Origin of the sequence: Thermogemmata fonticola (assembly GCF_013694095.1) — a bacterium.
Taxonomy (GTDB): domain Bacteria; phylum Planctomycetota; class Planctomycetia; order Gemmatales; family Gemmataceae; genus Thermogemmata; species Thermogemmata fonticola.
In genome coordinates, this window is sequence record NZ_JACEFB010000021.1 from 39,946 (window position 1) to 55,205 (window position 15,260).

General features: G+C 63.9%; 7 protein-coding genes and 1 pseudogene. 5 read left to right on the top strand and 3 right to left on the bottom strand.

Going from position 1 to position 15,260, the window contains the following annotated elements; genetic code table 11:
- Positions 1–188: 188 nt before the first annotated feature.
- Positions 189–3,794 carry a HEAT repeat domain-containing protein gene (locus H0921_RS17120; protein WP_194539749.1) on the bottom strand — a complete coding sequence of 1,202 codons (3,606 nt, stop codon included), beginning with the start codon at positions 3,792–3,794 and terminating at the stop codon, positions 189–191.
- Between the two features lie 773 nt (positions 3,795–4,567).
- Positions 4,568–4,972, bottom strand: coding sequence for a hypothetical protein (locus tag H0921_RS17125; RefSeq protein WP_194539750.1), 405 nt, complete (start codon positions 4,970–4,972; stop codon positions 4,568–4,570).
- Between the two features lie 622 nt (positions 4,973–5,594).
- Here H0921_RS17125 and H0921_RS18265 point away from each other — a divergent pair.
- The 5 genes from H0921_RS18265 (at position 5,595) to H0921_RS17150 (ending at position 14,712) form a co-directional block, all read left to right on the top strand.
- On the top strand, positions 5,595–8,069 hold the full coding sequence (locus H0921_RS18265; protein ID WP_194539751.1) for a DUF1549 domain-containing protein: 2,475 nt from the start codon (positions 5,595–5,597) through the stop codon (positions 8,067–8,069).
- A gap of 255 nt (positions 8,070–8,324) precedes the next feature.
- Positions 8,325–10,013: a WD40 domain-containing protein gene (locus tag H0921_RS17135; RefSeq protein WP_194539752.1), complete on the top strand. Its 1,689-nt coding sequence runs from the start codon at positions 8,325–8,327 to the stop codon at positions 10,011–10,013.
- A 254-nt stretch (positions 10,014–10,267) separates the two neighbouring features.
- Complete coding sequence (locus H0921_RS17140; protein ID WP_194539753.1) at positions 10,268–10,984, top strand: TapB family protein; 717 nt, start codon at positions 10,268–10,270, stop codon at positions 10,982–10,984.
- Between the two features lie 187 nt (positions 10,985–11,171).
- The gene (locus H0921_RS17145; protein ID WP_194539754.1) at positions 11,172–13,280 is read left to right on the top strand and encodes a PPC domain-containing protein; all 2,109 of its coding nucleotides are present in this window, start codon (positions 11,172–11,174) and stop codon (positions 13,278–13,280) included.
- Positions 13,281–13,332: 52 nt separating this feature from the next.
- The gene (locus H0921_RS17150) at positions 13,333–14,712 is read left to right on the top strand and encodes a 3-keto-disaccharide hydrolase (RefSeq protein WP_228500059.1); all 1,380 of its coding nucleotides are present in this window, start codon (positions 13,333–13,335) and stop codon (positions 14,710–14,712) included.
- A gap of 47 nt (positions 14,713–14,759) precedes the next feature.
- On the opposite strand, the pseudogene H0921_RS17155 reads toward H0921_RS17150, so the two are convergent.
- Positions 14,760–15,260 (bottom strand): annotated as a pseudogene (locus H0921_RS17155) (hypothetical protein); the annotation flags it as partial.

Sequence of the window (15,260 nt, forward strand, 5' to 3'; positions counted from 1 at the left end):
ATCCGCAGCCAGCAAGCGGCGGCGCCAAGATCGAGTAACACTCGACTCTCATACCGAGAAAAAGAGGGGAAAGGGGCGGTTTCCCGCGCTCAGGGAAGGCGGAATGCCCCGAGGCAGCCGCGAGACGGGACGACCGGCGGAAGGGAAGAGGCTGGAGTGGCCTCGGCGGCCAGGGGAGCTTCCGCGCTTCAGTTGCCCAATTTGAGGCGCTTCAAGGCCACCCGGCCCGCGGCATTGATTTGGGGATTGGAGTCGTTCTCAGCCAGGTAGGTCAGGCGTTTGACCACACGCTCGCGCAGCTCGGAGTTCAGGTCGTTGAGCCGCAATCGGCCCAGAGTATCGATGGCCCAGGAGCGATAGTCGAGGGGATAGGGCACGTTCCGCTGTCCTCCGGCGCGGCTGGGAGGCTTCCAGGCGGAAGTGGCCAGGAGCATTTCGTTCACAATCACCGTGTTGGGCCGACGGATGACCGCTTCCGCGATGGCCGGCCGCACCTTCTCGCTCTGCTCTGCCAGCTCGATCAGGGCCAGGAGAATCTCATCGGACTGATCGTTCAGGCTGGCCAGATGGATGCCGATCGCTTCGCGGGCTGGAAAGCTGAGGCGGGTATTGCGGCAGTGCGCTTCGAGAATGTTACGCCCGCGGGTGCCGAAGGAACCCAGCGCCTGGATCGCCGCGATGAGCAGTTCCTCCTGCGGGCTGATCTTGCCGTTTTCCCCGCCCTCCTCGGCCTTCAATTCGGGATGGGGCGTGTAGTTGGTCAGGATTTGATCCAGTATAGGGATGACCTTGTCCGCCACACGTGGGCCAATAGCCTGAAGGGCCTGCACCGCGGCGGCGCGCACCCGCAGGTCCTCATCCTTCTGAAGCCGCTCGATCAGATCGGGAACCGCCTCGGACGCATCCGTTTTCATTTCCTTGAGGCGCAGGGCGGCCTCCCGGCGGACCGGACCATGCGAATGCCGCAACAAATCCCGCAACAGAATCAGATGCTGCGTCTCCGGCGGTACGACCATCGCCAGCAGAAGGGCGACTTCCTGAGCCAGCTCCGGGTTATCTTCCGTCATCCCCTGATAACGGGCGATCAGTTCAACGAGCAAGCCGCGGGCTAGTTGGGGACGCTGTTGCAAACACTGCACCGCCATCCGGCGAATCGAGAGATCGGTATCCTTGAACAGAGGCGGGACGAGTTGTTCGAGTTGAGCTTGCAATAGCGGGTGCTTCAAGGCGTTTTGCGCAGCCAGGCGGCGGATTTCTAGGTTCGGGTCCCGGATCGCCTCGACCCAGATTTTCGCCTGTTCTGCCTCGCTACAGAGGGGCACCAGCAGGGTCAGGGCGCGCTGCCGAACCTCGGGATGGTTATGGCGCAGCTTCTCCAGGAGCAGCGGCTTGTCATTGATATGGGCTTGGCCGTAGGTGGCGAGCAATTCCTTGGCTAGCTCCGCAATCTCAGCGTCGGGGTCCGCCACGCCTTCCAGGACCACTCCCAGCGCCACGCTGCGACCCGCCAGACCGGCCTGCTTGAGGATTTTGTACAAGTCCCGGCGTGCTTCCCCCTGGGCGACCTTGAGCAATTCCACTGCCAACGCGAGCTGTTCCTGCGGCAACGGCGGCGTATTGTTGGCAAACATGCGGATGGCGTAATTCCGCAAAGCCGGCGAGGGAGACTGCAAGCACTTGACCAGGTGAGCGGTGCAGGAGGCATCCGGCGGCGGCAGCGCATAGAGCTTGGCGATCAACTCCGCCTGCACTGTACCCTGCGTGATCTCGGCCAGTTCGATGAGGCGGATGTGGCTCAGCTCGCCGTTTTTTCCAATGGCGGTAACGAGCAGTTTCTGGATTTCCGGCGGATACTTCGACAGTTTGGCGACGAGAATCGCAACGTCGACGTCGGGAAGGGTCGGCGTACCCTGGGCGAACATCTTGGCGGCGTAAAGGCGAGCGGCGGGGGAGGAGGAATCCAGAGCATCGAGGAGCGCCTTGGCCATCTCCGGGGACGGCGCTCCCAAGAGATAGAGAATCTGTTCAATCTCCTGTTGCAACTTCGGATCCGCCGTCGGCAGTAGGCGCAGCAGCACCGGAATGGCCGCCTGAGCACGGGACTTTTGCTCTCCGAGCTTCTGGAGGGCCTTGCTCCGTTCCTCGGCCGTCCCTTTTTCAACGACTTGGAGCAATTGCTCAACGTATTGCTTGGCCTGCGCCTCGGCCCTCGCCTGCCGTCCGCGAACCGGCGTCCAGGTCTGATTCTGCTTTTTGAAGTATTCGTTGACCAGATTTTCGATTTCGGAAACACGGATGTTGAAGCAGGTCTGGCGGTTCCGGGGATTGCGTTGCACCATCAGCCCCACCAATTCGCCATTGTCGTTGGCCACGGGTCCACCGTTGACATCCTTGTCGCTGACCGTGCGGGTGGCGAAGACCGCCTGTCGATTTTCGGGCATGTTTGGATCCACCAGCTTCCTGAGGCTTCGCAACATCTGGCGCTCGCTGTCGATCATCTCCTGGAGTTCATCGGCTTTCATCTCTTCGGCCAGCTCATCGAGGCCGAAAGTCTCAAGCATCTGCTTACTCCCTTGGAGAAGTTTTTCATTGGCATCGAGCAAATCCTCGAGGTCGTCGAGGAAGTTGTTATTCTTCTTGGGCTGGACCGTGTCCTGCGTCAGCTGCCACAATTTCGAGCGGCCCGCCACCGTGTTGCGCAGGGTGTAGACCTTCTGGTCCGGTTGCACCGTGGATTGCAATGGAAGAACGGCGGCCTGAGCGTTCGGAGCAAGCTGCTGCAGTTGGAGCAAAACCAGGTTGGCCTGCGAATAGAGCAGGACCGCTCGGCCCTTCGTGCGGAATGCTGGGGAAGAGCTGCTCTTGTACCGCGAGAAGTCATGGACCAGATTGTTCGAGGTTTTCTCGTACATCGGGAAATAGACCGTAATCTCCGGGTTGTTTTGCTGGGTGAAGATTTGGCTACTGGTGACCGCCAGGCGATGGGAGGTGTCGATGATGCAACCCGTTTGGTAGTAGGTCCGTAAACCTTTCTTGACGGCCAGGAGGACCGAGCAGCGGGTCATCTCCCGCGCGATGTCCTGAGGAGACAGGGGGCCATCCGAGGGCGGCGGAGGTGGCGGGATGTCAGGAGGCGATCCGTCCCCATTGCCCCCACCGCCGCCAGGCGGTTGCGATCCTCCCCCATCGCCGGAACCCCCTCCACCCTGGGATACATTTTCGTTTTTGACGTATTGCGTGTAGTAGTAATAACCCCCGATGCCGGCGCCGGCGAGCAGGATCAGGAAAAGGGGGATGCCGATGAGGAGGAGGATCAGTCCCGTGGAGGAGGGGGAGGAGGGCGTTGGCGCAGCGGGGGCGGCGGGGGGAACGGGACGGCGGGCTACCCCAGAACCGGCTCCCATTCGGCCAGCCGGAGCGGCGGGGGCCGGCAACCCCACTGCGGAAGGTGGGCGTGCTCCCGGTGCGGAAGCCGGCGGCGGACTGTAAGCCAGCGGAACGGCGGCAGGAGCCGGAGGGGTAGGCAGCGGCGGAGGCGGCACGATGCGGGCGGGCGTAATCGGAATCGGTGCGGCAGGCGGAGCGGCAGGGGTAGCGGGGCGCGGCGGCCCGGCAGAAGCCGCGGGTGTGCCCTCTGCACCGCCAGGATTCCATGAGGACCCCGGCGTCACCGCTCCTTCGCGAGCCAGTGGCACCAAAGCGACCCCACAGCCAGGACAGTGTGCCTTGGCCGAGGTGGTTTGCATCACATAGGACTCCCCGCACTTCGGGCAAAACCAGCGGTTCAGATTCATCGCTCTCACCTCCCGATGGAATACAGCCCAGCTTTTTTTTTCCGGCGGAAGAACGCCCCAACGCCTCCGATGCTGCTCAACTTCACGAGCTTCCTGGACGGCAACGCGGACCTTCCCCCACGGGCGATCAAGCGGTAACTCCCAATACCATGAAGCGCTGGAAGGAGGATCCGCAGGTGGTAGCGGTACCACTGAGGCCGACGTCGCGTGAAATTGTAATGCGCTCGCACAAGTCATGCAAGCTCGGTAGGCGTTTTTTTCATTGGAATATACTAACGATGATCAGAATTTTCTATACGTCTCGGAAGTGAAAGGGCACACATTGCCGCTTGGCACCACGAAGGGAGGAATAGGCCGTCCCCCCCGTGGGAGCTGCTCTTCATTCCCGAATCCCGACAGAATGCGGATCAACAGGATGAGGATCAGACAAAATGCGGTGCCGCCGGTGACAACTGCGTGAGGAAGCAGCAGGGAGGAGCGGCGAGCGGAGAAATCGGCGAACTACCGAGAGGCTAGCGGGCCGAGGAAAAGCCGGCCCTCGACTCTGGCCGGCGCCGATAGAGCCAACGTGGCTTTGAGCTGAACGGGCCGAGGAAAAGCCGGCCCTCGACTCTGGCCGGCGCCGACAGAGCCAACGTGGCTTTGAGCTGAACGGGCCGAGGAAAAGCCGGCCCTCGACTCTGGCCGGCGCCGACAGGGCTAGCTTGGCTTTACAACCGCAGGCGAACGGCACCAGGGTGAAGGGTCAGGAAAAGCGGACGGATGGGGAGGACTCAATCCTCGTCCTCATCGTCATCGTCCTCATCCTCGTCATAGTCCTCGTCTTCGTCGTCCTCGTCCTCGTACTCATCGAAGTCGTCATCCTCGTCGAAATCTTCCTCCTCGTCGAAGTCTTCGAGTTCGTCTTCATCCTCGAAGTCTTCGTCGAAGTCGTCATCCTCATCGAATTCGTCGTCGAGGTCTTCGTCGTCGAAGTCCTCATCCTCGTCGTCGAAGTCCTCATCCTCGTCGTCGTCGTAGTCCTCGTCGTCATCGTCGTAGTCGTCCTCATCGTCATCATCGTAAGCGAAGAGGTCGGGGAGGACGGGGAGAGCGCGGAGATCGTCCTGATCTTCCAGGGTTGGCGGCATGGGCCAGGTACGGGATGTCAAGGGTTCGAGCAGAATGCGTGCAGTCATGGGCAATTCCTCAAGTATAGGTGACGGCCGTGGGCCGCTGCCGACAAGGCCAACGGCGGCAGGCCGCTGTCCACTGTCACACGGGGGAAAATCCTCCTGGGGGTGTCTGCCCTCACAGACAGATCAATCCCCTTATACGGAAGCTCAGGGGGAGAGGCTAGAGCGTCAGGGTGGCGTGCAGGGCCACGAGCCAACGGCGGCCTCCTCCCGGAGCAAGGTAGATGCTTCTTAGGGAAGCGGAGCGAGGGCGTCAAGCCAGAGCCTGTTTTTTTCCTGCCAATCCTAAGTTATTGTGAAAAATTGATTTAGGATGCCGAAAGCCGAAGGGAACGAGGGACGCTCCAGCACCCCGCGGCAGCGCAAGAGCGGACTCGGAAGGGCGCTGTGGAAAACTCGGAATCTCGAAGGCGGATCGGCAAACAGGTAGGCAGGCGCGCTAGGGGAGACGGCATCCTGACAGGTGTCGACACATGGGTAGGCGGAGAACAAGGGCGGCGGTGCGAGAAAAAAATCCTTGACAGGACGGCGGGAAGGTATCAGGATAAAAGGGAACCTGCCTGAAAAGATATTCCCGCCTACGTGTTCGTATCTCAGGTTTTGTCGAATCCTAGGGAAAAGAGCCATGAAGCCAGTCCAGCAGCGTGGGTTGCGGGTGTATTGGGGTGTGTGCCTTCTGGTGCTCTGGGGTGGCGAGCGGGTGTGGTCCGCGGAAGGTCCGCAAGGGGGGGAGGGAAAGCTGGTGGTGTATCCGGCCGAGGTGAAGCTGACCGGCCGGCGGGCGGAGCAGCGGCTAGTGGTGCTAGGGCCGGCGGGAGCTGGCGGAGTGCGCGACTGGAGCCGGGAGGCGCAGTGGCAGGTCGAGAATGAGCAGGTGGCGGCGGTGGAAGGGGGCGTGGTGCGTCCGCGGGGTGATGGGCAGACGGTGGTGCGCGTGCGGGCGGGGGGACAGGAGGCGGCGGTCCCGGTGCGGGTGGAGCGCTACGCGGCGGATGAACTCGTGGATTTCGTGCGGGAAGTGGAACCGATCCTGACCAAGGCGGGATGCAACAGCGGCGGGTGCCATGGGGCGGCGTTGGGACGCGGCGGCTTCCGGCTGTCGCTCTTCGGGTTCGACCCGGCCTTCGATTATGCCCAGATCGTGCGGAGCAGCGAAGGGCGGCGCGTGGTGGTGGCCGAGCCGGACCGGAGCATTCTACTGGCTAAGCCGGCCTTGGTCATGGAGCACGGGGGCGGGGAACGCCTGCGGCGGGGCAGCCGGGATTACGAAGTCCTGGCCCAATGGCTGGCGGACGGAGCGCCGGGACCGAGCGGCACCGACGTGGAAGTCGTGGGCCTGGAGGTGTTCCCCCCAGCGCGGAGCTTGGGAAACGGGGAGCAGCAGCAACTGGCGGTGACGGCGATCTGGTCCGATGGACGGCGGACAGATGCCACACGGCATGCCCAGTACGACAGCCTCAACGAAGGCGTCGCGGAAGTGACAAGTGACGGCTTGGTGCGGGCGAAAGGGCCGGGGCAGACGCACATCATGATCCGCTTCGGCGGCCAGGCAAGTGTGGCTCAGATCACCTGGCCATATGCCCGGCTGACTTCTTTCCCGGAATATCCGACGGAGAACATCATCGATCGGCTGCTAGTGGAAAAGTGGAAGGAGCTGGGGCTGACGCCGTCGCCGGTGTGCAGTGATGAGGAGTTCCTGCGGCGGCTGTATCTGGATGCGCTGGGTCGGCTGCCGACACCGGCGGAAGTGCGGGCTTTCCTGGCGGACTCCGGCGCGGACAAGCGCCAGCGAGCGGTGGAGACGGTGCTCCAGCGGGGCGAATTCGCGGATTGGTGGGCCTTGCGCTGGGGGGACCTGCTGCGGATCAACCGCACGGCGTTGCAAGAGAAAGGCATGTGGAGTTTCCACAACTGGGTGCGGGCGCAGATGCGGGACAACGTGCCGCTGGACCGCTTCGTGCGCGAAATCATCACGGCGGAAGGCAGCACCTTCATGGACGGCCCGGCGAACTTCTTCCGCATCGGACGGACGGCGGAGGACTGGGCGGAAAGTACGGCCCAAGTGTTTCTGGGAATCCGTATCGGGTGTGCCCGGTGCCATCACCATCCGTTCGAGAAATGGAGCCAGGATGATTACTACGGCCTGACGGCCTTTTTCGTCCGGATCGGCACGAAGGGAAGCCAGGAGTTCGGCCTGTTCGGCCAAGAGACGGTGGTATTCGTGCGCTCGACGGGTGAGGCCATGCATCCGCGCCGCGGGAGCTTTGTCGCGCCTCGGCCTCTGGATGGAGACAAGAAGCAATCCTGGGACGATCCGCTGGATCGGCGCTTCCGCCTGGCCGAGTGGCTGACCAGTCCGGAGAACCGCCTCTTCGCCCGGAACCTGGCCAACCGCATCTGGGGTTACACGATGGGCCGGGGATTGGTGGAACCGCTGGACGACATGCGGGCGACAAACCCGCCGGTGCATCCCGCCCTGCTGGAAGCCCTGGCCGACGAGTTGATCCGCAGCAAATACGACCTCAAGCATCTGTTGCGGCTCATCTTCACCAGCCGAGCCTATCAGCTCTCGGCCCAGGTGACGCCTGGGAACCAGGCGGATGCCGCCAATGTCTATTTCACCCGGCGGGTGGTGCGGCGACTGACAGCGGAACAACTGGCGGACGCCCTGGACGACCTGACGGGCAGTCCAGAGAAGTATCCGGGGTTGCCGCCGGGAACGCGCGCCGTGCAGTTGCCGGATAGCGAGGTGGCGTCCTACTTCCTGGACACCTTTGGGCGTCCGGCCCGGCAGGTGCTCTGCGAATGCGAGCGGACCAGCACACCTAACCTGGCCCAAGCGATGCATCTGCTCAACGGCGCGGTCCTCCAGCGGAAGCTGGCCGATCCCAACGGGCGGATCGACAAACTGCTGGCCGCTAAGACGCCGCTGCCGCAGATCGTCGAGGAGTTGTACCTGGCCGCCTGGTCACGCCGCCCCAGTGCCGATGAACTTAAGAAGGCGGAAAGCTGGGTCCGCTCCGCGCCGAACCTGCGCGAGGGATTGCAGGACCTGGTCTGGGTGCTGGCCAACAGCCGGGAGTTCCTGTTCAACTACTGATCGCCTACTGCCATCCGACCGTCCCGATACGCCCGCCTGACGGAAACCCGCCGGTTCAACGCAACAGGGTCCCAAGGGTTCGACATGATTCAGTGCCACCGGTTCGACACGATTCAGTCCCGCCGGTTCGACCCATTGGAGTCCCACCGGTTTGAGATGGACAGCTTGCCGTTTCTGTTGAGGGTCTAGTTCATGAGGAAATGCCGGACAACCGTATTGGGTCGCTGCCGGCTAGCGTTGCTGGGAGCTGGGGCCGTGGTGGGATTACTGCTGCCGCTGGCGGCGGCCCAAGGGCCAGGCGGGTCTTCGCCCAAAGTCAAGGGGTCGTCATCGGGAAGCGACGGGTCGGCGTCAAAAGCCAAGGGATCACCACCGACTAGCGGCGGGTCGGCACCGGAAGCCAAAGGGCAAGCCGCCCAGAGTCCCACTTGGTGGCAGGATGTCCGCCCGATTTTGCGCCGCAATTGCACGGTCTGCCACAACGAGCGACGGCGGGAGGAAGTGGATATTTCCGCCGGGATTGCCCTGGATCAGCTCGCGAGCATCCGCCAGGGAGCGCGGCAAGGCCAGCCGCTAGTCACCCCGGGCCAGCCGGAAAAGTCCCTGCTTTACCTCTGCTTGGTGACGACGGATGTCAAGAAGCGCATGCCGCTGGAGGCGGACCCCCTGCCGCCCCAGGAGATCGAGACGATCCGGCGGTGGATTGCAGCGGGGTTGCCGGAAGGGGAACGGCGGGTGGAGACGGAAGCGCCGGCCACGCCGCTGCGGGTGGTGCGCACCCTGCCGGTGTCTTTGCCGACACGGGCCAGTCCGCCGCCGACTTTGAAACTGTCCGGCACACTGCAAGTTTCCGCACCGATCGGCCCGCTGCCTCCGGTGGCCGCCGTGGCGTTTTCCGCGGATGGGCAGCTCCTGGCGACAGGCTGCTATGGGCTGGCTACCGTTTGGGACCTGGGTCGGGTCCAGCCGCTCTGGTCCTCGACCCACGTGCTGGGGATGATCCACGACGTCAAGTTTTCGCCGAACGGGCAGCTTCTGGCTGTGGCAGGGGGTCAACCGGCAGGACGGGGGGAAGTGCGGCTCTTCGACGCCCGCAGCGGCCAACTCCGCCGCACCCTCACGGGACACCGGGATGCTGTCTCGGCTATTGCTTTTTCGCCGGATGGCCGCCTGCTCGCTTCGGCCAGCTTCGACAAGACCGTCCGCCTCTGGGACGTGGAGAGCGGGCAGATGCGCCACAGTTTCAGTGGGCATTCGGACTTTGTCTATGCCGTGGCCTTCGCTCCCGATGGTCAGTGGTATGTCACCGCAAGCAAGGACCGCACGGGGCGGATCGTGGACGCCGCCACCGGCCAGGGCCGACTGACACTCAGCGGGATGAATGACGAGGTCCTGGCAGCGGCGGTGCAGCCCGGCGGGCAACTCGTGGTCACCAGCGGTCTGGAGACAGCGATCAACTGGTGGGATGCGCGAACGGCGGAGCGGAAGAACCGCACAGGCGGTCCCGGCGTAGCTGTGCACGAGCTAGCCTTCGATGGAGGTGGGAAAATCCTGGCGGCAGCGGGCGGGGATGGCACGGTGCGCCTCTACAACGGCAGCAACGGTGCTCTGCTGCGCTCCGTCCGGGTCGCGGATGCCGTCTTCGCCGTGGCCCTCGACGCCTCCGGCCAACGGGTGGCGACCGGCAGCTCGGACGGCCTGGTCCGCCTCTGGGCCACGGCGGACCTGCGCCCCTTGCTCACGCTCTGGAGCGGCCGGGACAACCTCTGGATCGCCCTCGCGCCCGAAGGATACTACGCCGCCGCCGCCCCCCTGACCGGCCGGCTCCAATGGTCCGCTGCTGGCCGAAACCTGGACGATCCCAAGCTCCTGCGCCCCTTGCTCAATCCAGAGGCCCTGAGCAAAGCCGCCCGCGGCGAGAAACTGCCGGCCCCCCAATGGTGAGAATCTGGCCCAGGGCCAACTTCCCCACGTGAACTGGGAGGATGACTTTCCCCCCCGCTTTGGGGCGAACAGCACCGAGGCGAACCAACACTCATCGGGAACCTGCCGAGATGGACCGACACCCTTCGGGAAGCAGTGGAGCGAACTGGCGGCGGACCGGAGGCGTATGCAGTCGTATAACAGTCCGCAAGCGTCGGGCTGCGGGCTAGCCGACGGCATTCGGTGCACACGGACCTTACAAGGAGTCGTTCGCAATGAAATTGTGCCTCTGCTTCCGTCTGGCAACTGGTTTGGCTGCACTTCTGGTCGCGGGCCATTTGTCCGCCCAAGAGATCGGAGCGAGCAAAGCGGCGCCTACTCAAACGAAACCTGCTGAACAAACGAAACCCGCCGAAGCGGCCACCCAACCCAAATCCAACCCCGCTTCCTCCTCCGACGTCAGCAGCTACTTCCCCCTCATTCCCAAAAGCAAGTGGGTTTACAAGGTTCAGGACCAATCCGTCGAGGTCCTGGTCGATAAAGACGAGAAGTTTAAGGATGAGAAGTGCACCAAGGTGGACACGCTCGTGAGCGGTAAGGTGGTGGCTTCGGAGTTGTACTGCGTCAAAAGCGACGGCCTCTATCGGGTCAAGGTCAAAGATGACGAAATCAACCCGCCAGTCCAGGTGCTCCCGCAGTCCATTCAGAAGGGCAAAAGCTGGGAGATCAACAGCAAAGTCGGGACGCAAGGCGGGCAATTGGTCAAAGGGACCTTCCGCATCGTCAATGACAAGGAAAAGATCAAAGTCCCCGCCGGGGAGTTTGAAGCGGTCCTGGTGGAAGGCACCGATATGGATGTCGGGGGAACCAAGACGACGGTGCGCCTGTGGTTCGCCAAAGGTGTCGGCCTGGTCAAGCTGAGCTACAAGATCGCGGATACGGAATCGACCCTGGAACTGGAGAAGTACGAACCGGCGACGGTCAAGGGTTGACCGGCCCGAAAGAGGGGCGATTCTGAGTCCCAAAGAGGGGCGGTTCTGGGGCGAACAGCCCTTTGGGGTGAACGGCCCCTTTGGGGCGAACGGTCCCAGGTGTGAATAGTCCGGCAGCGAACGGTTCGAGCGGTAAACGCCGGGTCCTGTGAACTGGCAGTATGAATTGCCGGAGGGAGGGCAAGTTATGGTCCGTGTGCGAGCCATCCTCGGCGGTGTGGCGGGGTGCCTGGCCGGCTTGCTATGGGGCGGGCCGGTCTGGGGGCAGACCTCCTTTCCCATGATCACGCATACCCACCCCACGGCGGTCACGCGGGGCAGCACGCAGGAGGTGACGGTCTTTGCGAACGGCGGCTCCTTCGCCGAGGCGCTCGCGGTGCACATCGAAGGGGAAGGAGTGACGGCAGAAATCGTCCCGCCCAAGGAGGCGCCAAAGGCCGCACCCACCGCTCCGGTGCCGGCGGTCCGCCAGTTGACCCTGCGGATCAAGGCCGCCGCCGACGCTCCACTCGGAGTGCGCGAGTTCCGCATCCGCACGGCCCACGGCATCTCCTCCCTCGGCCAGTTACTCATCGTGGACGATCCCGTCGTCCTGGAAAACGGCAGCAACAACACGCCGGACAAAGCCCAAACTGTAACCGTCCCCTGCGTCCTGTGCGGGCGGATCGACCGCGCGGAAAGCGTCGATTACTACACCTTTTCGGCCAAAGCGGGCCAGACTCTGACGATCGAAGTCCACTGCGCCCGCTTGCAGGACAAAATCCACGACTTGCAGAAGCACGCCGACCCGCTCGTGAGCATCGCCGACGCCTCCGGGCGAGAACTGGCCAGTAGCGACGATGACCGCTTCGCCGATCCGCTTCTGGTCTTTACGCCGCCCGCTGATGGCCTCTACCGCCTGGCCATTCGCGACGCCAAGTACGACGGCGATTCCCGCTGGAGCTACGCCGTCACGATCACGGACCGGCCCTATGTGAAGCAAATTTTCCCGATCGGGGTGCCGCCGTCAGCCTCCGTGGTCTTCGAGCCGGTCCTATCCACGCCGCAACGGCCCCAGTGGACCGCCGTTACGCCGGCCGCTCCGGGCCTGCACAGCGTTAGTCTCCGTCCGCCGGGCAGCAGCCGCGTGACCAATCCCGTGCCGCTCGTCGTCAGCACCCTGCCCATCCAGCGGGAACAGGAACCGAACGACTCGCCCGCCCAGGCCAACCCCCTGCCCGTGCCCGGCGGCGTCAACGGCCGCATCGGCCAGCGACGCGACCTCGACCACTTCCGCCTCTCCCTCAAAAAGGGACAGACCGTCGTCCTCGAAGTCTTCGCCCGCCGCTTCGGCACCGAACTGACCAGCCGCCTTGACGCCCAACTGGACCTACTCTCCGCCGACGGCAAAAACGTGCTCGTGACTAACGACGACCAATCCCCCGCGATGAAGGACAGCGCCCTGGTCTTCACCGCCCCCGCTGACGGCGATTACCTCCTGCGACTGCGCGACCTCAACAACAAAGGCGGCGAGGAGTACGCCTACTTCCTCACCTGCGACTTGGCCAAGCCAGACTTCTCCCTCAAGGTGGACCCCTCCATCGCCCTGATCGGCCCTGGTTCCAGCGCCGCCTGGTACGTGCAGGTCAACCGGAAGCACGGCTTCGCGGGTCCGGTGGCGATCAGCGTGGATGGGCTGCCGCCGGGCGTCCGCGTCAACCCCTTGATCATTCCAGCGAATATGACCCAGGGGCTGCTGGTGCTGACGGCAGATGCCGGCGCTCCGCTTGGCGGCGGACCGGTGCGGGTCGTCGGCACCGCCACGGTCGAACACAACGGCCAAAAGGAAACCCTCCAGCGCACGGCGACGGCAGTGGAGGAAATCTACTTCCCCGGCGGCGGGCGCGGACGCTTCGATGTCCGCATGCAGGCCCTGGCCGTGACCCAAACCTCGGACGTTCTCCGCGTCCAGGTCCAACCGAATCGCATCACCCTCAAGCCCGGTCAGGAAGTCACCCTCAACGTCACGGTGGAGCGCTCCCCCCGCTATGCCGGCAAACCGGTTACGCTCGACGTGTTGCTCCGCCACCTCGGCACGGTCTACGGCAACCCCTTGCCCCCCGGCGTGACCCTCGTGGATGGAAAAAGCAAAACGCTCCTGGGCGCCGGCGACCGCGGCACGATCACCCTCCGCGCCGCCCCGGATGCCCCGCCCTGCACCGATGTCCCCATCTGCGTCCAGGCCTTCGTCCCGATCAACTTCGTGGTCAAAATCGGCTATGCCAGCGAACCGATCTTGCTGACCGTGGAAAAGTGACGCTCTCTTGTCTCTCCCCCGGCCCCGCCCTGCATGCTGCGGAGGAATGACCATGCTGCCCGCCGCCTGCCGCTTCCGCTTTGGTCCTGCCCTGCTCGCTGCCGCCATGCTGACCTCCGCCGGTCTGTCCCTGACCCCCGCTGCTGATCCCGCGGCCGACCCGGCGACCCCCCAACCGCCCCGCGGCTTCACCGCCCTCTTCAATGGCCGAGACCTCTCCGGCTGGCACGGCTGGGACATCCACGCCAAAGGGGCCAGTCCCGCTGACCTGGAAAAACTCCCGCCCCAGGAACAAGCCCAACGCTTCGCCGCCTGGACCGAACAGGCCCGCAAACACTGGCGCGTTGAAAACGGCGAGCTAATCAACGATGGCCGCGGTCCCTACCTCGCCACCGAGCGCGCCTTCGGCGACATCGAGCTGCTCGTGGAATACAAAACCGTCCCCGGTGCGGATAGCGGCATCTACCTGCGCAACACCCCCCAGGTACAAATCTGGGACCCCAACCAGAAATACGACCCGAAAAATCCCCACCGCAAGCCCCACCTCGGCTCTGGCGGCCTCTTCAACAACTCCCCCGGCGCCCCAGGACGTGACCCCCTCGTCCGGGCGGATAAGCCCTTCGGCCAGTGGAACCGCTTCCGCATCCTCCAAATCGGCGAACGCACCACCGTCTACCTCAACGACCAGCTCGTCGTCGATCATGCCCGCATGGAGAACTACTGGAATCGCAAGGCCCCCCTGCCCCGCACCGGCAAAATCCTCCTCCAGACCCACGGCGGCGAAATCCGCTGGCGCAACCTCTTCGTCCGCGAGATTCCCCCGGAGGAAGCCAACGAACGCCTCCGCCAGCACCGCGCCGACCGCTTCCGCCCCCTCTTCAACGGCCGGGACCTCACCGGCTGGACCGGCGACACCGCCTCCTACACCGTCGAACAGGGGCAGATCATCTGCCAGCCCCGCAAAAGCGGCGTCCTCTACACCCGCGAGCAGTTTGCGGACTTCACCGTGCGACTGGAATACCGCCTCCCCCCCGGCGGCAACAACGGCCTGGCCATCCGCTACCCCGGCAAAGGCCGCCCCTCCACCGACGGCATGTGCGAAATCCAAATCCTCGACGATGACCACCCCCGCTATGCCCGCCTCGATCCCCGCCAATTCAACGGCTCCGCCTACGGCATCGCCCCCGCCACCCGCGGCTACCTCCGCCCCGCCGGCCAGTGGAACTTTCTGGAAGTCTCGGTACGACAATCCACCGTCACCGTCGAACTCAACGGTACCCGCATCCTCCACGCCGATCTAGCCGCCATCACCACCTTCAAGGACAATCAGCCCCATCCCGGCATCACACGGCGCAGCGGCCACTTCGGCTTCGCCGGGCATGGTGACCCGGTCGCCTTCCGCCACATCGCCATCGAAACCCTGACGGATTAGTCAAAACTCCAGGAGTTCCCCCTGGCTTCGGAGTGCCCACCAGCCGCTCACTTCCACACCAACACCTGACGATCATCACCCCCCGCCACCACCACCCCACCATCACCACTCACGGAAACACCCCACACCCCACCCCTGTGCCCCGCCAGCCGATGCCGCAACTGACCACTCTCCCCATCCCACACCAACACCTGACCATCACCACCCCCCGACACCACCACACCACCATCACCACTCACGGAAACACACTTCACCTCACCCCTGTGCCCCTCCAGCCGATGCCGCAACTGACCACTCCTCCCATCCCACACCAGCACCTGACCATCAACACCCCCTGCCACCACCACCTTGCCATCAGCACTCACGGAAACACACTTCACCTCACCCCTGTGCCCCTTCAGCCGATGCCGCAACTGACCACGCACACCATCCCACACCAACACCTGACCATCACTACCCCCCGACACCACCACCCCACCATCACCACTCACAGAAACATCATACACCCGACCCTTGTGCCCCTCCAGCCGATGCCGCAACTGACCACT